Origin of the sequence: Pseudohongiella sp., assembly GCF_040877505.1 — a bacterium.
In the GTDB taxonomy this organism is placed as follows: domain Bacteria; phylum Pseudomonadota; class Gammaproteobacteria; order Pseudomonadales; family Pseudohongiellaceae; genus Pseudohongiella.
In genome coordinates this window covers 1-19,304 of the sequence record NZ_JBBDNQ010000018.1, presented here as the reverse complement: position 1 = coordinate 19,304, position 19,304 = coordinate 1, and the positions used below count along the sequence as shown (strand labels likewise).

The window sequence follows — 19,304 nt, the reverse complement described above, 5'->3', positions numbered from 1 at the left end:
TACATTTTTCCCGGGTCTCTAAAGCAGAGGCGGCATTTTAGGGGAATTAGTCCGGTAGTGCAATCATTTCGCAGAGTTTTTCTGTGATACTGGCGTTCGCGCTCGTTGCCTGTAATGCCGCAACAATTTCCTGAATAAAATCAGAGCCTTCATCGCCCGCCATAACAATTGAGTAGAGGTTCTGTGCCCGGCTTTCTGTTTGCATCCGGACGGCCATGCCAAGACCCTCGATCTGGTCGTACACATTGCGAGCGTTGCGTTGCTCGGCAAACAGCCCCAGCGATACAGCATCGTCAAGGTCACCGCCGACCACCAGATATGAATCAATATCCAGGTTTGCACTGACAATGTCCTCCCGTACCGATGCCAACCATGCCGATCCCTGCAAACCCGCATCCGGCGGCGGCACATAAACCCGGTACATTGGCAGTATGGACTGCTGATCCACTGCCACACGCCATGTCTGATCCGGCAAATGCACCGCGGCAAACGCTTGCAGCTCGGCTTCGGAAGCAAAAGGCCCCAGAGCTACACAAAGCTCAGGGGCCTGTTCCGCAAGCAGCACGGGGGAATGATCAAGCTCGCCCAGCAGCACCAGAGAATCACCGACCCGGGCCTGGGCGGCGCTACCCGCGGGCAACGGTAACGGGCGCAACACGCTCCACAGCGCATACAATACATTCAACATCAGCAGCGCCAGCAGCAGTGTGCGCATTAACTGCGCCCCTTGTCCGCCACCGGTCGCAGTGACGGCAGCATCTCACCACCAGAAATGGTTACCCTGCCCTCCGCTGTATCAAGCAGCAGGCACCCCGACAGGTCAACACCTGCAGCGACACCGACACGGCCATGATTCCCGGCCCGGATCTCGACCTGTTGCCCGGCGTAGGCATCAAGACGCATCCACTCATCCCTGAACGGCTCAAACCCGTGCACCTGAAACTCCGTCAGGGCCGACACCAGTTCATTGACCAAAGCCGCAGCAAGAAGATTCCTGTCAATGACACCGTCGGAGACCGCCCCCAGATCGCTGTATGGCTGGTCAATGGCGGCGCCTGCACCAGCAGGCATCTGCGCATTCACGCCAATACCTATAACCACCCGGCAAGGACCGCTGACATCACCGCTTATTTCGATCAGAATTCCGGCCAGCTTGCGCCCCTGAAACAAAACGTCATTGGGCCACTTTACCCTGAAGCCGTCACCGGCCACCGGCTGCAGGGCTCTGACTACAACCAGGGCGCAGACAAGACTAAGCCCTTCCAGCGCAGCCACCCCACTTTGAAACGGCCATAACAAAGACATATATATGTTGCGACCAAACGGACTGACCCAGTTTCGCCCCCGACGCCCGCGCCCCTGAGCCTGGTGCTCGGCAAGCACAAGAAAGCACTGTTCGCCCAGCACTGCTTTGCGCGAGGCCTCGGCATTGGTAGAGTCAATCGAGAAATGGAGACCAAAGCGCTGCGATAAGTGTTGCGCAGCAGGGTCCAGACCGGCTTCAATCAGGGACCTATCGAGCAGCCTGATACCGCCCTCTATCCGATAGCCCCGACCCGGCAACGCCTCAACATCGACACCCATGACCCGCAACGCCTCAATCTGTTTCCAGATGCCGGCGCGACTGAGCCCCAGCGCGTCACCCAGTGCGCGACCCGAATGAGTCTTCCCATCGGCAAGCAATGACATTAATGGCTGCAGGGTCATATCAGCGGGCTGCGCCGATACGCATCCAGGTCAGAAACATCTCTTCCCATACCTGATCACCCCACCTGACTTCCTGCATCGGATCCGGGTTTATCGGATTGAAGCGGGAGTTATCAAACGCCCCTTCGGCCACGATTTCGGTACCGGCAGGCAAAAACACAGGTTCGCGCAAACGGTAGACCATCTGCCAGTTATGCTGAAAGTTCGGTATCGACAACAGCTTCTCCTCACCGCCGTCGGGGAATATTGCCTTAAACCGGATATGTTTGCCGCGATAATGCATGTGCGGTGCAAAACTGTACAGAAAGCTGTCCTCAAGGATCCGGGTCGAGGCGGTCACCGGATACTCTCTTACACCTGGCGGTATGACAAATTCGCCGTTCATCAACGCGGTTCGCTCGAGCACGTGATCGGGCGGAGAATCGTGGAAATACAGCCCCAGCCGCGATCGATCGGTCAACTCGCGCCCGATGGTCGTGTAATGAAACTGGATCATGAAGCGCATATCGCGTTCGAGCAGGATGCCGGTATCCGGGTCCAGCTCAATATGGCCGCGACCAGGCGCATAGCCACCAAAATTGGTCCGACTGCCACCGCCACCCGCATTTTGTCGTTGCTGACGGGCGTCCTGCGTATAAACAATGACGTGATGCAAAACGGATTTTTCGTCCACATCAAACGCATATGCGGAAACCCATTTATCCTCTGTCAGACCAATTTCCAGCGGCACAAAAACATAGTCCAGAATGCCCGATGCCGGCACCTCATGCGCCGGGAAGTCGATCACCAGATCTGGCTCCCCCAACTCCCAGTCGGACTCACGCCTGTCAATCCTGGCCAGCGGATCTTCGGCATCGCTGTTTCGCGTGGCGCCTGTTTCGATCCAGCGCATCAGAATCCGCATTTCCTCGTCGCTGATGTGATGCACATCCTCAAACCGGCTCGCGTAGTCGTAATCTATCTGTCCCGGCGGCATTCGGCGCGTCAACAGGGTTTCACGGATCATGCTGCTCCAGCCTTGCACCATGCGATGCCCGTCCATGACCCAGGGCGCCACACCCTGGTCACGGTGACAATCCACGCAGCGTTCGATAAGAATGGGGGCCACATCCTCTTCGTACGAAACATCCTGCTCCGCCAGGGCATCAAGCTGATCGAGCACCAGCGGCGCCCCTTCCGACGGAGACGGATTATCAATAAATGGCTCTCCACGCAGCACCGAATGGACCACATAGTGCAAATGCGAGCTCATGCCCGGCAGGTTCGCAGCCAGCGCCTGTTGCATCGGATCGCCCTGATACAGACCAACCCCACCGCGGTAGAGAATATCGCCACGAGCCGGATTGATGACCAGCACCTCTCCGCTGCGGGTAAACTCGAGCGCGTCACTGACCAGCTGCGACGAGTCCAGCAGAAGAGGTGTATCGGTATTCATGCTGCGCGCAAGCTCTGCCAGATCAGCGCGGGTTTTACCACTGTCCGGTACCAGAACCATGAAACGCACAGGTGAGTTAGCAAACCGTTGATGTAGAGACACTATTTCGGGAAGTCCCGCCGTACTCGCGGCACAATCGGGACTATAGACAAACACGACAACGGCGCGCTGATCCGCATAGCGGCTCAACTGATGGAAACGACCTTGATGGTCAATAAGAGCAAAATCCGGCGCCAGGTTTGTCGCGGCAGACACACCTGCAAACCAGATCAAGCCTGCAAGCAGGACCAGGGTTTTTATCATCTGACCTATATTCCGAGATTGCCGTGTCGATTGAGACGTGATTCGACCAGCGATTATAGTCAATCATCCAGTCCAGACTATGAAACAGAGAAATAACATTGCAACTATTTGTAACGCTCGCTCGGTCAAGATCCCGAAAAAAAAGGGCCGGCCCGGAGGCCGACCCTTTTTAAATGACGCTTACTGAGCGTTGGATGCAGCCGCCTTGTCTTTGCGCAGTTTGCTGACCACTGAAGCAGCCTCCAGCATCACCAGCACGCTGACCACCAGTACGATAAAGTCCAGCGTGACAAGCAGGTAATTACCAGCCTGATAGAAATCCACCAGCTGAATCAATCCTGCCAGGAATGATGTAATCAGCACAAAAATCATGGGCACCAGCGTATAGATTGCCGGCCTGCCCATCTTCATCAGCATTACCGTGATCACCAACAGCGTGAGACTGGCCAGAATCTGGTTGGTCGCACCAAACAACGGCCAGATGACCATGCCGCCAGCGCCGGAAGCACCACCGGCACCAAAGGCCAGCAGCAGACAGGCTCCAACAGCGATCAGGGTTGCAGGCACGCCCTTGTTGAACAGGTTGATTTTGTAGATATCGCCCCATTCCTGAATGATATAACGCTGCAGACGCACACCGGAATCCATGGTGGTGCCGGCAAACAGGGCGACCATGGTGGCCAGCAATACCTGAGAGAAACTTTCCGACAGCCCCCAGGACGAGGAGATCAACACCGCGCCACCGGCGATAAACGCAGGCGCACCACCGTCCGAGAAGTTTGCATACAGGGTATGCCATTGCTCAGGACTGGCAGCATAAGCCACCGAGCACACTGCAACAATCGTGATCAGCGCCAGCGAACCTTCACCAATGGCACCCAGATAACCTACAAATCTCGCGTCGGTCTCCTTGTTCAACTGCTTGGAACTGGTACCCGAGGCAACGATGCCGTGGAAACCCGAAATGGCACCACACGCGATGGTGACAAACAGTAACGGGAAGATGCTCGGAGTGCCCGCTGCCACCTGGGTATTGAACATGGGCGCAGTCATTTCCGGCATGGTCAGGAATACCGCGCCGTACAACAGAATCAGACCCACGATCAGCTGCATGCCATTAATGAAGTCACGCGGCTGCAGCAACATCCACACCGGCAGCATCGACGCTATGGCGGCATAGATGAACAGGATAATGATCCAGTTGGCATTGGCAGTCAGACCAAACATGGTCTCAGGCAGGGTCAGCTCAATGAATGTACCTGCCCAGATCGACAGGTAAAGAGCAATGACCCCGAGAATTGTCAACAATAACAGGCTGTAATTACGACGCAGCAATTGTCCGATGATCAGTGCCACGACAATAGCCGACCAGGCCGGGAATACCGATCCAGGTGTGCCCACAAAGCCACCCGCAATCACCACGGCGAATACCGCATTAACCATCAGCAACAACAGGAAGATGACAATCAGGAACAGTGACCGCGTGCGCTTGCCGATAACATTTTCCGACAATGCACCGATAGATTTGCCCTTATTGCGGGTACTGGCCCACAGAGCACCCATGTCGTGCACACCAGCGAAGAAAATGGTACCGAAGGTGACCCACAGCAGGGCGGGCACCCAGCCCCAGTACACGGCAATCGCAGGCCCGACGATGGGCGCGGCACCGGCCACGGAGGTAAAGTGATGCCCCCACAAGACATACTTGTTGGTCGGGACATAATCAACGCCGTCATTAAACTCATGCGCCGGAGTTTTGAAATCAGGGTCAAGCCGGTATATCTTTTCAGCAATGAATCTGGAATAGACGAACCAGCCGAAAGACAGCCCCGCCAGACCAAACAGAATAATCATGATGCCGCTCATACAAAAACTCCCGCATTATTATTATCAAAAAACAGGTATCAAAAACAGGTATCAAAAACTGGCTTCAACAACCGGCTCCTGGCATCGGGCCTGAGTGACCCGGTGGCTTGCCCGCACGGTTACCCGGTAATCTGGCGCTGTGAATTGCAGACAGCGCCGCATCATAACAAGTTCACAACAACCAAGACAACGAGAAGGGGCGAAAGCAGCGCCCCTGCAACGTTTTGTCACAAGCCGCCGCGCAGATGGGTCATCCCGCCCGGCCAGAGTCGTCTGACGGCGTGAAATATCTATCGAAAAGCCCTTGCATCAGCCACAGTACCCCCAGCGACAGGGCCAGCAATGCGCCCCACTGCAGCAGCCCCGCAAAGAAATAGCGATCCAGGGCGGGCAGACTCAGGTCATACGCCATGAATCCGACAAACCGCTCCGCCATCCAGTGCCATGCCCAATGGGCAACAAGTGCCGACAACAGGATCACGCCAATACGCTCCGGCAATGCATATTTGAAGAGCAGGTGGATGACCGGCACCATCAGCACCAGCACCAGTATCTGGCCAAACTCAACACCCAGATTGAATGCCAGCAGCGACATGACCAGGTGCGAGCCGGCAAACTGCATACTTTCAGTCAGCAGGAATGAGAAACCAAAACCGTGTACCAGGCCGAAACAGAAGGTCACCATCCACCGATGGCGCTGTTTCACACCCACGATGTTCTCCAGCGCCATATAAACAATGGACAGAGCAATCAATGTTTCAATCAACGATGGAAACCAGATGGCGGATGGCACCCAGCCCAGCGCAGACGCTATCAGCGTGATCGAGTGCGCGATGGTGAATGAGGTGACGACCGGGATCAGCGCGCCTACGCGGCGCAGCGGGATCAGCAGGCAGAACAGAAACAACAGATGGTCTGCGCCTTCCAGGATGTGGTCGAAACCAAGCGCAATAAAGTTGAAAACAGCCTGGTACCAGCGCGGGTCCAGATAAACACGCCCAGGATTACCAATATAACTGAAGGTGCGCTCACTGCCATCGTCAACGATATAGCGCAACACGGTTGTCGTTTCCAGCCCTAACCCGCCCAGGCGCGCGTCAATGGAAAAGCGCGACGAAACAGAGTCAACCGGATAGGACGCCAGCACATCCAGGAAGCCCTGCCGATAATAAAGGTCGACGTCATCCGCCAACGGCGCACTGCGTACATTTGCCAATGCGGATTCATAGTCAACGAAGGCGCGACTGGATGGCAGGGAGACTCTCACTGCATCAATACGTGGGTTGTCCAGTAAACGATCGCCCTCGAACATCTGTATGGACTGCAGAATGCGGTTGCCTGCGATCTCTTCCAGATCATCGCGCGCCTCAGAGAAGATCAGATACCCGACCGATCCGCGCAGCGGCAACCCGGCTTCACCCACTGAGTCCATCGGGATTCGCATCAGCAGATTTAACCGACCGGGCTCAGCCTTGACGAAACCCTGCACGGCCACCCGGGACGGGATCTCATCGGCAAACGCCCGCGGCACACCGGTTGCGAGCAGGCACAGTAACAATGCCAGGCTATATTTGATGGCGCCAAGCGCCCTGGTTTTGGTCTTTTTGTTATTCGACATAACTTCCTCAACAATGTCCTTAAAAACGTCCTCAACAACGTCCAACGCAGGACACCACCCTCCTCCGCATGCGACGACGGGTCGCCAGCACCCGCCAAATTGTAAGCCGGGTGAGTATACTGAGCATAGAGAACTGAGTATACTTCTGGTTCGACAGATCAATATGCTCGGCATGAAACGACCCTGGAGGGAGTATAATGACAAAAAAAACGAAGATAGCAGTAGGCGCAAGTCTTGCGCTGGCCGTAGCAGCAATGGGCGCTGGACAGTCCATGTTGCAGGAACCCGTGGCAGCACAGGCCGGCTCGATGGTCAGCGCACCGAGCTTTGTGGTTGATCCATATTGGCCAAAACCTCTTCCCAATCAATGGATTATAGGCCGCACTATCGGCATAGACATTGATGATCGGGACCATGTATTCATTGTTCACCGGGATCAGGACGCCATGTTTGGTGGCGCAACTGAAATCGGCCTGAAAATGGGCGTCAGCGACTGCTGCACGCCAGCACCACCAATTCTTGAATTCGATCCCGAAGGCAACCTGGTGAACGCCTGGGGCGGCCCGGGCGACGACTTCACCTGGCCAGCATCCAACCACGGTCTGGCAGTAGCGCCCAACGGTAACGTCTGGATCGGCGGCAACGGCGGCGGAGACTCCCATGTACTGGTATTCACCGGCGACGGACAGTTTGTTGCACAATACGGCATGCCCGGCCAGGAAGTGGACAGCAACAGCATGACCCACTTCGGCCAGGTGGCTGATATAGAAATTGATGGCAACACCAACGAAGCGTATATCGCAGACGGCTATCGCAACAAGCGGGTCGCCGTTCTTGACGCAAGCACCGGTGCATTCAAGCGCTACTGGGGCGCCTATGGCAACCGTCCTGAGGACGTGCGCGTAGACTATACGCCCGGCGAACCCCTGCCACAGCAATTCCGCGGCCCCGTGCATTGCGCAGTGCCTTCAGATGACGGGCTGCTTTATGTCTGTGACCGTGGCTCTGACCGAATCCAGGTTTTCCGTCCTGACGGCACCTTTGTTCGCGAAGCAGTGATCGCGCCGGACACCCTCGCTCAAGGCTCAACCTGGGATATTTCGTTCTCCAATGATGCCGAGCAGAAGTATATCTACCTGGCTGACGGGCAGAACTTCAAGATTTACGTGATTGACCGTGAATCCATGGAAGTCCTGACCAGCTTTGGTGGCGGCGGACGCCAGCCCGGCCAATTCTATGCGCCACACAGCATAGCGTCTGACTCCAACAACAACATCTACACCACGGAAACCTATGAAGGCAAGCGTGTGCAGAAGTTTGTTTACCAGGGCATGCGTGATACCGAGCGCGGTGCCCACACGGGTGTACCATGGCCGTCAGACCGCCTGTAAGCTACCCGCGATCCGTCGCAAGTAGCCGGAACAGGTAATACCAAAAGGGGCTGCCGCACTGAAAAGTGCAGCGGCCCTTTTAGTTTGAGATTGTTCTATTTGAGATTGCAGCACGATAACAACAAAGGGAGTAGTATTTTGAAGTCACGTCACCTTGTAATTGCAGCCTTTGCCGGCTTTATGCTGAGTATCCAGCCATCACTGGCCGGAGAGAAGATTGAATTGGATTATCAGTACACCGGGGACCCGGGGGTTGGGCTGAACAGCATGATCGGCGGACCGCTGACTGTCAGTGCATTTGTCGATCAGCGCGATATCACTGACAAAAATCATATAAACCGGACAAACCATGAAGCAGTCAGCCTGGAGCCTGCACCAACCGAACTGATCCGGCAGACCTTTGTGCAAGCCTTCGACTCTGCCGGCGCAACCCTCGCCGACGGCGAGGCACCACTGACCCTGAGCGGCAAATTGCTTGAAATGGAAATCGAGGAAGGAGCCGATGGCGTAGCAGTTCTGATCCGCTGTGAGCTGACCCTTAACAATCAGGGCCGCAATGCCTGGCAAAGCGTTGTCTTCAGTCGGGTGGTGGTTGCAGGTGATGATGTGGCCGCCGCCATCTCCCAGAGTCTGGATCGGCTGGTTTCCGAGCTCTTCCTGGATGATTATTTCCTGATGGAACTTGGCATATTCTGATGCCGCTGCCTGGTACACGGGCCTGGGGCTGACTCACCTCTCCAGGCCCGCTAGTGCGTCCGATAGCTGTCAGCCGTAGGCCATTTCCAGCAATTCCATCACACTTTGCACCTGCAAAGACCAATATATGATGCCGGAAATAATAATTGCGACCGAGCTGGCCGCGGCAATTTTCTGAATCAGGGTCAACGGTTTTTTCTCAGTCATGATACAAATCCTGTTCCGGTAAACGTTGTGCTCAGGAGAATCCTATCCAGCGGCCGGTCGCGGCCACACTGAACCAGGTCAGAATTGACGCAACCGCCACCAGCTTGAGCAGCCAGGGCTGAATGTCCGCGTGACTGCCCCGCAACAGCGGCCGCTTGATGGCGAACACGAATATGATGCCAACCAGCAGCGCTGACATCTTGGCCCAGAAGAAATCATTGTAGTACATGCGTTGCGCCACCGCGGCCGCCATGAAAATGCCCGTTGCAAGGATAAAGGCAAGGGAAATTCGAAACCATTTATGAGCCTGGTCCGCCACAACTTCCGATGGCACATCCTTCATGATAACGCCCAGCAGCCGCAGGTCTGTGACCAGCACCGAGCCGCCGAGAACAGCCAGAGACATCAAATGGACAGACTGGCCAAAAGTGGCGTAAACGCCCCCATAGGTTTTGCCGATATAACCCAGAAATGACGTTTCGGCCCACTCAAAAAAAGGTAATAGCTCCATTGGGAACTCCTGTTGGTCTTCTTAGTCAGCGCGGGGCCGACAACATTCATGCTTCGAAATCGTTAATCAGTCCGCTACACAACCGGCAGCGGCACCCAGCCAGGCAGGCAACTCGCGGTAGCAGTGGAACCAGTCATAGGCAATAAGACGCCCGGTAGTAACCACACCCGCCCAAAGCGCCAGTGAAAGGGCTGCACTGATTCTGAGGTGGCGTGGCGCCCTGGGCTCAAATTCCCAACTGGACGCCGATGCTTGCAGGCGCTTATGGAAGATCACCGCATTTACAAACGCAACCAGCAGCAAAACCATCTTGATTCTGAACCAGATACTTTGAATGGTGTAAGTAGGTTTGGCATAGAACAATAACAGGCCGGTGATAAACATGATGGCGAAGCCAATCATCATCGGTATATTCAGGCGGTCGGAAATCTTGACCGCTGATACACCAGGCATCGCCAGCCCCAACATACGCAAATCAATGAAAACCAGCATGCCCAGGCACAACATGATGGTGATGACATGCGTGGCCTCGATCCAGTTGTACATATAGAAGGATTCTTCTATCGCTCGACTGCCGCCGGTGGCATAGAGCCACTCGGCAAATTGCAGTAACAATTCATTTATCACGCTGTTGACCTCCCCCAGTCATGCTTGCTGGCACTCTTTTGCCATGTGGGTCCTGCTATTTAGCTGCCGTTTGTCAGTATATTTGCCGACAGACACTGTATATTGAGCCTGATCAACAATTATTGATGCCAACCAGCCCGAAGAATGCGGCGAAGAATAGCCCAGGTGACGCGGCAAATCCACCCCCGGAACTCTGTTTGACGGCGCGAAAGAGTAGCACAGAAACTGCCGCGCCGGCCTTCCGTCCATCGCGTAAAATCGTACACTCGTATGTTGCACGAGGCAGAACAATGGACACGGCCCCCTGATCGGCGTTCTAATTGCACCATACAAACGCCCCACCCATGCAATTCGTGAGACCTCCATGTACGAGACACGCCCCGACGCAGCTGACCTGCAGACGTTGAAACAGCGCATTGTTGACAGCGGCGTGCTTGGCCGCTCTCCTGTCTACGTCAAACTACTGGATTATCTGCTCAGCTGCGCCGAAGAAGGTCGGCAACCCAAGGAGTTTGAAATCGCGGTTGATGTGCTTGATCGGGACAGCAGTTTTGATGTCACCCGCGATTCGGTCGTCAGAGTGTACATACACCAGTTGCGCAAGCGCCTGGAGAAGTACTACGCCCGTATCGAGCCCGATGCAGACTACCGCATTGTCATCCCCAAGGGTCAATACATCATCACCCTCGAGGCAAAGCGGCAGGACACCCCGCCGGCCACGCCGGAGGACTCAACGCGTCGCACGCCGCGCAGATACGTGCTGCCATTGACGGCTCTGGTACTGCTCCTGTTAATCGGCAATGTCTGGCAATGGTGGCATGCGGCAAGGCCGGCTGCCCTGGATCAGATCAGTGAAACGCTGACACACCCGATGTGGCAGCAGTTGGTCGACGATGAGTTGCCCATACTGCTGGTGATGGGAGACTACTACATTTTTGGTGAACTGGATGAGGACGGCCGGGTCAACCGTATGGTTCGCGACTTCTTTATCAACTCCAGCGAGGACCTGAGCAGTCTTTTCATGCAGGACAGCACTTTGCAGGATTATTTCCGGGACCTGGACATGAGCTACATGCCAGAAGGCAGCGCCGACGCCATGCTGCAGATAGCACCGATTCTGCGAGCGAGCGGCAAACGTGTGCGCGTCACCATGATGTCACGCCTGAAAACGTCGGATTTGCGTGACAATCACATTGTCTATATCGGGTATATCAGTGCACTGGACAAGCTCAACAATCTGTACTTTCAGACCTCCGGACTGTTGCCCGGCCGCACCTTCGACGAGCTTTACGTCAAGCAGAGTCAGCAGCTCTTCACCAGCACGGCCGGATTACCGCAGCAGGGCCAGCCGTTTCGCGATCTAGCGCTGCTTGCGACCTGGCCGGGCGCCAACCAGAACCAGTTTGTGCTGATCACGGGTACCCGTGATGCAGGTTTGATGCATGCCGCCCACGTCGCGGCCAGCCTGGATCAACTGCAAACGCTCGACAATGCCGATACTGTCAATCCTGTGACCAGTGCGATCAGCCACGAAGCCTTGTTCGAGGTCTACGGTATTGACCGGATGAATTTTGAGGCCAACCTGCTCTACCACCAGCCGCTTGACCCCGCTCTGATCTGGGCGAGCAGCCAGTAGGACAACCCGAAAATCGGACAGGCGCTCCACCCTTAAGGTTTGAGTTAGCCGCAGAGGTGGTTTATGCTGATTGTCCGAACAGTTATTTAGAGGGAGTGCATGTCACCCATGTCCAATAATAATACGACCCAGATCAATTCTTTTTACCGCAATCCGATAAAGACGGCAGCCTTGACGCTGGCCGTAGCCCTGGGCTCCATATCCATGGCCGCTTGCGCCCAGAGTGTCGACTACAGCGACCCCGACATGGCACCGGTCAATGATCTGCCCAATCCATACACCACGGTAGAAGGTTACCTGAAGATGCCGGCCGGCCGAACCTGGGGTTCCACCAGCGCCGTGCACGTCGATATTGATGGCACCAGCATATGGGTAGCTGAGCGCTGCAGCGCAAACGTGGGCGCCTGTGTTACCAACAGCGACCTGGACCCGGTCATGAAGTTTGATGCTGATGGCAACATGGTCACCAGTTTTGGCGCCGGCCTGATCACCTGGCCGCATGGTATCGAAGTCGACCACGACGGTAATGTGTGGGTGACCGATGCTCGCGATAATCGTGGTGACGGGGTCGATGACTCAGAGGTTTATGGCCACCAGGTACACAAGTTCAGCCCTGATGGTCGTCACCTGATGACGCTGGGCATGCCCGGCGGCGCCAGAGACCCGGGTTATCTGTTCCAGCCTAACGCTGTTCTGGTCGCGCCTGACGGGCACATTTTTGTGGCTGAAGGCCACTCCAATGCAGAAGGCTCGACCGCCCGCATCCTCAAATTCAGCCCTAGCGGCGACATGGTCATGACCTGGGGATCTTATGGTACGGGTCCTGAAGAGTTCATGCAGCCACACGCGCTGGCCATGGACTCGCAGGGCCGTCTGTTTATTTCCGACCGCAGCAATAACCGCATCCAGATTTACACTCAGGACGGTGAGTTGCTGGACACCTGGTATCAGTTCAGCCGCAACAGCGGTCTGTTCATTGATGAGAATGATGTGCTGTACGCCGCTGACTCCGAATCCGGCTCAGTTGCGCCGCAATGGGGTCACTGGACACGCGGCATTCGCGTGGGCAGTGCCAGAACTGGTGAAGTTCACTACCTCATCCCGGACCCTCAGCCAGATTGCCGCGGCACCTGCACAGCGGAAGGCGTAACCGTCGACAGCAATGGCATTATTTATGGCGCAGAAGTGGGTCCTGTTGGTGGTATCAAGCGGTATGTCAGAGAATAAAACCTGACAACACGCTGGTCATAAAAAAAAGGGCTACGTCATGTAGCCCTTTTTTTATGCTTCCCGTCCTGATGAGATTAATTGGCAGCAACACCTCCGCCCATTCTCTCTCTCAACTGGTCAAGCACCGCCGGGTCGGCAGCTTTCCAGTACACCTGACCAAAGAACATCTCGTCCCAGCTTTGTTGGCCCCAGGGTACCTGTCGGTCAGGGTCCGGGTTGGCCGGGTTCTGCACAGAGTTATCAAATACGCCTGTCACTACAACCTTTGTGCCAGCGGGCACAAATTTGGGCTCAGTAAGCTTGTATTCTACCTGCCAGTCATAGTTATAGCGCGCGATATTCAACAACGTTTCCACGCTGCCATCAGGATATTGAGCTTCAAACACCATGCTTTTACCACGGAAGTGCATGTGCGGATGGAACCCGGTCAGGTAAGCGTCATATCCAACCGTGACACTCTTTACCTGTGCAAAGTTCGGGTCGTTCGGCGGTATGTCAGTCCATTCGTTGGGGAAGATACAGGCGCACTCGCCCAGCTTTCGCTGCGATGGCACCTCATCTTCATCGTAGAACCACAAACCAATCTGACCTTCATCCACCGTGGCGCGACCGGTCGTTGTGTAATGCATGTTCAGCGCCAGTGTTGTCCCTGCTTTTAACAAGCCACCCGTATCAGGGTCTTCGATGTAGGGCTCGGCACCGGGTATGTACGGCGTGATATACGGCGCATCAGGGTGCGAGAAAGAACCGATCAGTCCTGGTCTGGGCCGTTGTCCCGGCTCGATCAGGGCATTCAGGGTGTGATGGAGCACCGTTCTGTCACTGGGAATATACTGACTGGCTTTTAACCATCGATCCTCAGTCAGGCCAGGAATCGGCACCACTACATCTATATACTCAAGTACGCCAGTGGCAGGAATCTCCTGCGCCGGAATCGGGATGATCAAATCAGGTTCACCAAACGCCCACTCGGTTTCGGGCCATTCAATCTGAGCCAGCGGATCTGCGCTTCCATCTTTGGGCGAACCCTGAGCAATCCAGTGCAGCAGTTTTTGCTGGTCCTCGAATGGAACGTTGTAACTGTTCGAGAAATCCCCCACGTGAGGATCGATCTGTGCCGGCGGCATACGCTTGGTCATCAGTACTTCACGGATCATGGGTGACCAGCCCTGTGCCATGGCATGGCTATCCAGAGCAAACGGTGCAATACCACCGTCACGGTGACAGTCAGCGCAGTGCTGGACAAAAATCGGCGCAATATCGTTGACGTAGGATACGCCCTGCGCCATGTTGCGGTCACGGGCGGGGTAGCTGATGTCACTGCCCTGCGCCGGTAGCACGATACCGTCGGGCATTTCACCGCCGACCGTAGCCGCCAGGGCTGATTCGAGCTCTGCGCCGGCAGGTCCGCGATACATGACTTCGAAAGCCGAGGGATCAAACAACAGGACTTCCCCTGACTTCTCGATGCCAAGCGCCTCTGAGATCAGCTGGGTGTCATCAATCAACGCCGGAATGTCCTGCAACTCGCGGAGCTCCTGCGATACTGAGTCGCGGGATTGCCCTAACGGGTTGATGGTCATGAACACAATGCCGCGGGATTCGTACTGAGCACGTAATGCAGCCAGCCGGGCGATAGACGACCGACTGGCTGCGTCGCCATTTACCTGTACAAACAGGGCAACGGCCTTGTTGTTATCGTACCAGCTCATATTGTGGTAGGTGCCGTCCTGGTCAAGCAGGGCAAAATCTCCCACTCGTTCTGACGCCTGCAGGGCAAATGAGGATATCAGAACCGAAGCCCCTATCGTGACAGACAGCAGGGACTTTAGCGTCAGGCGCCGTCCCGCCTTAATAACTGAACAGTGAATCATCTTGCTCTCCTGTGGCGCTGTTACATTCTTGTTGTCGATCAACTTTTTGTTGAGTTTTTTGAACGCGTTCGTGTTTGAGCATGCTCACAATTCTACAATAGCATCTGATAGTTTAAACGAAAAGTTAATTATCCCTCGCAAAAGCCCAATCGACATTGTGAAGCGATCAACGGCTACTTGTTGACCAAAATCACAAAAAAGTTGTGACAACGGCCATAAGAGAAACTCCGAAAAATCCTATCCTATTGTTTTTAATTAACTATTTTTGTGGCACATGCTTTGCATTATCTGGATACGTCGATACCACGCTCTGACTGATCGATATCGACATCCATCATTCGTTGACACGTTATTACAGGGACCGGAAAAAATGATAACCATAAAAGCAGCTTCAATCTGCCTGATATTGGCATTCTCAATCAGCATGGCATGTGCTGACACAGAAGTAACACGGGAACATGCCTTCCAGGGGCACGATATTGGATCCTTGCGACTCGACATCAGTGTCGGCACAGTACGAGTGGAGCCATCAGATTCGGATGACATAGAGGTGTCATTGACAATATCCGCTGATGACGATCGCTGGTTTCGACGCACACCGGATGTTGACAACATGGATCTACGCAGCACTCAGCAGGGAGACAGGCTTCGTTTGAGCTTCAAGGAAAAGAATGTCAATACTGAATGGCTGGTCAAGGTACCAAACCTGGATCAGGTGGACATTGAGCTCGGAGTCGGGACTGTTGAGGTATTCATGGCCACATTTGGCATGTACGTCGATGTCGGTGTTGGCACCATCGATCTGCAGGCCAGCGCGTCTGAAATCGACACCGTGGACCTGTCTGTCGGCGTGGGGGATACTCAGGTTTACGGCGGCGAACAGACAGAAAACCAAAGAGCCATGGTAAGCAGTGAAACCTCGGCTCTGGGCAAGGGTGTACATGCGATAAAAGCCAGGGCTGGCGTAGGTGATGTGACCGCAAAATTGTTATGACATATCATTTATTTACTATGATACCTGCCACCTTTATAGACGTATTTCAGCGCCGTGACTGGGCACGGCGCACCACTTGTGTTCATGTAACCGACGCACAAAGATAAAGCAGGCCGATTTGGCCGCTCATATATAGAACATATATCCCAGATAACTCTCCGCCCGACCTCCTCTTCGCACCAGAATGCGGCAATAACCACAATATTGCCGCACTGTTCTGGAACTTTTTGTTTTCCAGGAAGCAAATTCTGCTTGGCACAACTGTTGCAGAACATATGTTCGGAAACCAAAATAAAACACTATCAGGAGGTTATATGCAACACGCCAAACGCAGGCCATTGTCGCTTTTCGTGGCCAGCATTATCGCTGGTCTGTCGATAACGGCAACTGACAATCTGGCTGCTCAAGACAATACAGAGGAATCTGTACTGGAAGAAGTCATCGTAACAGGCGCTCGAGGGCGACCCAGAACAGTATCCGATTCTCCTGTCCCGATAGATGTGTTCGATGCCGAAACCATTGAGTCGGTCTCCTTTACCGACACCAACGACGTACTCAAAACGCTTGTTCCATCATACAATGTTTCGCGCAATCCGATCAGCGACGGCAGTACATTTATAAGGCCAGCATCACTTCGCGGCATGCCAACTGATAAAACGCTGGTACTGGTGAACTCAAAGCGGCGCCATCGTGCAGCGCTTGTTTCCATTGGTGGCTCGGGCACTCAGGGGCCAGATGTCGCCACCATACCCAGCATCGCATTGAAGAGCGTAGAAGTACTGCGGGATGGCGCAGCGGCCCAATATGGCTCTGACGCTATTGCGGGTGTTATCAATTTCATACTGAAAGACAGCGCCGACGGCGCCAGTTTCAGTGTCGATACCGGCCAGTTCTCTGAAAGTGACGGACAGCAGTACACAGTACAGGGAAATATCGGATTTCCGCTGGGTGCAAACGGGTTTGTAAATGTCTCAGGTGAAATCTCACAGGCAGATGCCACGTCCCGCGCCGAACAGTATTGTGAATCCTGGTTCTGCCTGGATCCAGGCAACCCCGTATATGATCCAACAGCCGGCTACACTCAGTACTCAGAAGATCCCACCTATATGGCCGCAGTGGCTGCCATGGGTGATGAAGTCCAACCCTGGGGCCAGCCTAACACAGAAGCCCAGCGCTTCTTTCTGAATTCAGAATTGCCTTTGGCCAACGGATCCACTCTCTACGCCTTCGGCAACTACTCCAGCAGTGAGGCGGACGGCCCATTCTTCTACCGCTATCCGGGCAACGGCACCATCGAAGACCTGCGCGAACAGGACGGCACCATATACAGTCCTCTGGAAAAATTCCCTGGCGGATTCACACCACGTTTTTTTGGTGAAGTCACTGACTACTCCTTTGTCGGCGGATATCGCGGTGAGCTAGGCAATGGTTTCATGTATGACCTGAGCGCGCGCACCGGTGAAAGCAAGGTTGACTACACGCTGCGTAATACCATTAACCCTTCGCAGGGACCAGACTCGCCCACATCATTCAGACCAGGCGCTCTGACCAACGAGGAAATGCAGTTACAGGCCGATTTCAGCTTTGAGTTTGAGGCAGGCCTGGCAGGACCGGCGCTCTTCGCATTTGGTACCAGCTACATGGATGAAGCCTATATAATCTCTCAAGGCGAGCTCGACTCTTATGAAGCAGGCCCTTATGCGGTATCAGACCCCTGGGGCTTCTGTAACGACGACGGTACGCCAACGGCCACTGGCTTAGGTGTTATTGCTAGCGGCTCCTCGCTGAACTGCGCCGATCCCGATGACGCGGCATTCACCGTGGTTGGTGTTGGTGCCAACGGGTTCCCGGGATATTCGCCGGAATTTTCCGACAATTACGAACGGGACTCTTTTGCTGTTTACAGTGATGTCAGTGCCGATGTAACCGACAACCTGTTCATGCAGGCGGCATTGCGCTACGAAGATTATTCGGATTTTGGGGGCGAACTGGTTGGCAAGGTAGCCGGTCGACTGGCCATTACCGATACCTTTGGCATCAGAAGCTCGTTTGGCACCGGATTCAGGGCGCCCACACCCGGACAACAAGGCACCACCAATGTGTCTACCCGGTTGCCTGATGGTTTTCCTGTGGCAACCGGCCTGTTTCCTGCCAGTGGTCCTGTGGCGCGAGCGTTGGGCGCGACTGACTTAAAGCCTGAAACATCAGAAAACTTTACGCTGGGCTTCACTGCCGATATCGGAGACCTGAGTCTGACCGCAGATATGTATCGAATCGATGTTGATGATCGCGTGTATTCAGTGTCAACACGACCGGTATCTACGGACCCGACATCTGGTGCAGCTTACGACAACTACCTGGCACTTGCGGGTGCCAACGTGGCCGGCGCGGAAACCATTGGTGGCGTATTCTACTTTACCAATGCCTTTGACACGCGAACAGAAGGTGTAGACCTGGTGGCAACACTCCCTGTGTTCTGGGATTCCGGTGCCAGCACAACGTTTACTGCTTCCCTGAACTATAACACCTCCGAATTTGCTTCGGATCCCAGCGCCTTTCTGAACGAGGAAAACCAACGGGACTTTGAGAACTACGACCCGTCCTGGCGCGGCGTGCTATCAGCGCGGCATTCGATCGGTGCTTTTACGTTGATGGCACGAGCAAACCTCTATGGCTCATACGAAAATTTCAACGCCGGTCAAACCCAGGAATTCGATCCCACTGCGTTGATCGATCTTGAAGGCCAGTACCAGATCAATGACATGTTGCGACTTACCCTGGGTGGCCGAAACGTATTTGATCAATACCCCGAAAAGGACTCTATCGGTGATTATTGTTGTGGCCGTCTGTACTCATCAGGCACCGCCGTGAGCTGGCAGGGCGCGTATTATTACGCCCGACTGAATGCCAGCTTTTAACGTGTAGTAAGTGCTGCAGGGACGCAGCAGGTTGAAACCTGGCCCCCGTCGTGGGGGGCCAGGTTTTTTTTATGCGTTATTTCAGGCTAAAAAAAAATCCCCGGCCTCTTTCGAGACCGGGGATTTTCCCATTTAAATGCCTGACAAAATGGCAGGATAGCCATTTTGGACAGCTGCAAGCTGCCCCGCAAGGGGTGAGGGTCATGGATGACCCGAATCACAATGTCCACGGACGTTGGCAGGCTTTCCAGTGACATAAAAAAAAGCCCCTACCGGCTAAGCCGATAGGGG

Annotated in this window: 15 protein-coding genes; 6 read left to right on the top strand and 9 right to left on the bottom strand. The window is 54.7% G+C overall.

Translation table 11 applies throughout. The features are described from left to right. Positions 1-46 precede the first annotated feature (46 nt). From WD071_RS06740 to WD071_RS06720, 5 genes are all read right to left on the bottom strand, one after another. On the bottom strand, positions 47-715 hold the full coding sequence (locus tag WD071_RS06740) for a hypothetical protein (RefSeq protein WP_368047592.1): 669 nt from the start codon (positions 713-715) through the stop codon (positions 47-49). Continuing rightward, a complete protein-coding gene (gene birA / locus WD071_RS06735; RefSeq protein ID WP_368047591.1) occupies positions 715-1,707 on the bottom strand; it encodes a bifunctional biotin--[acetyl-CoA-carboxylase] ligase/biotin operon repressor BirA in 993 nt (330 codons plus the stop codon). The genes WD071_RS06740 and birA overlap by 1 nt, the downstream gene beginning before the upstream one ends. Position 1,708: 1 nt before the next feature. Then, complete coding sequence (locus WD071_RS06730) at positions 1,709-3,445, bottom strand: redoxin domain-containing protein (RefSeq protein WP_368047590.1); 1,737 nt, start codon at positions 3,443-3,445, stop codon at positions 1,709-1,711. Between the two features lie 180 nt (positions 3,446-3,625). After that, positions 3,626-5,311 carry a carbon starvation protein A gene (locus tag WD071_RS06725; RefSeq protein ID WP_368047589.1) on the bottom strand — a complete coding sequence of 562 codons (1,686 nt, stop codon included), beginning with the start codon at positions 5,309-5,311 and terminating at the stop codon, positions 3,626-3,628. Between the two features lie 250 nt (positions 5,312-5,561). Further along, entirely contained in the window at positions 5,562-6,929 is a 1,368-nt protein-coding gene (locus WD071_RS06720) for a HupE/UreJ family protein (RefSeq protein ID WP_368047588.1), read from the bottom strand. A gap of 197 nt (positions 6,930-7,126) precedes the next feature. Here WD071_RS06720 and WD071_RS06715 point away from each other — a divergent pair, with 197 nt between their 5' ends. Both WD071_RS06715 and WD071_RS06710 read left to right on the top strand, forming a co-directional pair. Continuing rightward, entirely contained in the window at positions 7,127-8,320 is a 1,194-nt protein-coding gene (locus tag WD071_RS06715; RefSeq protein ID WP_368047587.1) for a hypothetical protein, read from the top strand. Between the two features lie 138 nt (positions 8,321-8,458). Further along, entirely contained in the window at positions 8,459-9,016 is a 558-nt protein-coding gene (locus WD071_RS06710; RefSeq protein WP_368047586.1) for a hypothetical protein, read from the top strand. Between the two features lie 69 nt (positions 9,017-9,085). On the opposite strand, the gene WD071_RS06705 is transcribed toward WD071_RS06710, so the two are convergent. From WD071_RS06705 to WD071_RS06695, 3 genes are all read right to left on the bottom strand, one after another. Then, positions 9,086-9,223 (bottom strand): hypothetical protein, encoded by a 138-nt coding sequence (locus WD071_RS06705; protein WP_368047585.1) that lies wholly within the window; start codon positions 9,221-9,223, stop codon positions 9,086-9,088. A 31-nt stretch (positions 9,224-9,254) separates the two neighbouring features. Further along, entirely contained in the window at positions 9,255-9,734 is a 480-nt protein-coding gene (locus tag WD071_RS06700) for a DUF6644 family protein (RefSeq protein WP_368047584.1), read from the bottom strand. A gap of 66 nt (positions 9,735-9,800) precedes the next feature. Then, positions 9,801-10,361 carry a hypothetical protein gene (locus WD071_RS06695; RefSeq protein ID WP_368047583.1) on the bottom strand — a complete coding sequence of 187 codons (561 nt, stop codon included), beginning with the start codon at positions 10,359-10,361 and terminating at the stop codon, positions 9,801-9,803. A 364-nt stretch (positions 10,362-10,725) separates the two neighbouring features. Between WD071_RS06695 and WD071_RS06690 the strand changes: the two genes are divergently transcribed. After that, a complete protein-coding gene (locus WD071_RS06690) occupies positions 10,726-11,997 on the top strand; it encodes a hypothetical protein (RefSeq protein WP_368047582.1) in 1,272 nt (423 codons plus the stop codon). 108 nt (positions 11,998-12,105) lie between these two features. Then, positions 12,106-13,224, top strand: a complete 1,119-nt coding sequence (locus WD071_RS06685; RefSeq protein ID WP_368047581.1) for a peptidyl-alpha-hydroxyglycine alpha-amidating lyase family protein — start codon at positions 12,106-12,108, stop codon at positions 13,222-13,224. Between the two features lie 77 nt (positions 13,225-13,301). Here the strand turns inward: WD071_RS06685 and WD071_RS06680 are convergent, their stop codons facing one another. Then, positions 13,302-14,984: a hypothetical protein gene (locus WD071_RS06680; protein WP_368047580.1), complete on the bottom strand. Its 1,683-nt coding sequence runs from the start codon at positions 14,982-14,984 to the stop codon at positions 13,302-13,304. A 487-nt stretch (positions 14,985-15,471) separates the two neighbouring features. Between WD071_RS06680 and WD071_RS06675 the strand changes: the two genes are divergently transcribed. Together WD071_RS06675 and WD071_RS06670 are read left to right on the top strand one after the other, a co-directional pair. Continuing rightward, a complete protein-coding gene (locus WD071_RS06675) occupies positions 15,472-16,095 on the top strand; it encodes a hypothetical protein (protein ID WP_368047579.1) in 624 nt (207 codons plus the stop codon). Positions 16,096-16,409: 314 nt separating this feature from the next. Next, positions 16,410-19,013 carry a TonB-dependent receptor plug domain-containing protein gene (locus tag WD071_RS06670; RefSeq protein WP_368047578.1) on the top strand — a complete coding sequence of 868 codons (2,604 nt, stop codon included), beginning with the start codon at positions 16,410-16,412 and terminating at the stop codon, positions 19,011-19,013. The last annotated feature ends 291 nt before the right edge of the window (positions 19,014-19,304 follow it).

Excerpts from the sequence above, each read along its gene's own strand:
- WD071_RS06740 (WP_368047592.1), bottom strand. The coding sequence starts at position 715 with ATGCGCACACTGCTGCTGGCGCTGCTGATGTTGAATGTATTGTATGCG.
- birA (WP_368047591.1), bottom strand. The coding sequence starts at position 1,707 with ATGACCCTGCAGCCATTAATGTCATTGCTTGCCGATGGGAAGACTCAT.
- WD071_RS06730 (WP_368047590.1), bottom strand. The coding sequence starts at position 3,445 with ATGATAAAAACCCTGGTCCTGCTTGCAGGCTTGATCTGGTTTGCAGGT.
- WD071_RS06725 (WP_368047589.1), bottom strand. The coding sequence starts at position 5,311 with ATGAGCGGCATCATGATTATTCTGTTTGGTCTGGCGGGGCTGTCTTTC.
- WD071_RS06720 (WP_368047588.1), bottom strand. The coding sequence starts at position 6,929 with ATGTCGAATAACAAAAAGACCAAAACCAGGGCGCTTGGCGCCATCAAA.
- WD071_RS06715 (WP_368047587.1), top strand. The coding sequence starts at position 7,127 with ATGACAAAAAAAACGAAGATAGCAGTAGGCGCAAGTCTTGCGCTGGCC.
- WD071_RS06705 (WP_368047585.1), bottom strand. The coding sequence starts at position 9,223 with ATGACTGAGAAAAAACCGTTGACCCTGATTCAGAAAATTGCCGCGGCC.
- WD071_RS06700 (WP_368047584.1), bottom strand. The coding sequence starts at position 9,734 with ATGGAGCTATTACCTTTTTTTGAGTGGGCCGAAACGTCATTTCTGGGT.
- WD071_RS06690 (WP_368047582.1), top strand. The coding sequence starts at position 10,726 with ATGTACGAGACACGCCCCGACGCAGCTGACCTGCAGACGTTGAAACAG.
- WD071_RS06685 (WP_368047581.1), top strand. The coding sequence starts at position 12,106 with ATGTCCAATAATAATACGACCCAGATCAATTCTTTTTACCGCAATCCG.
- WD071_RS06675 (WP_368047579.1), top strand. The coding sequence starts at position 15,472 with ATGATAACCATAAAAGCAGCTTCAATCTGCCTGATATTGGCATTCTCA.
- WD071_RS06670 (WP_368047578.1), top strand. The coding sequence starts at position 16,410 with ATGCAACACGCCAAACGCAGGCCATTGTCGCTTTTCGTGGCCAGCATT.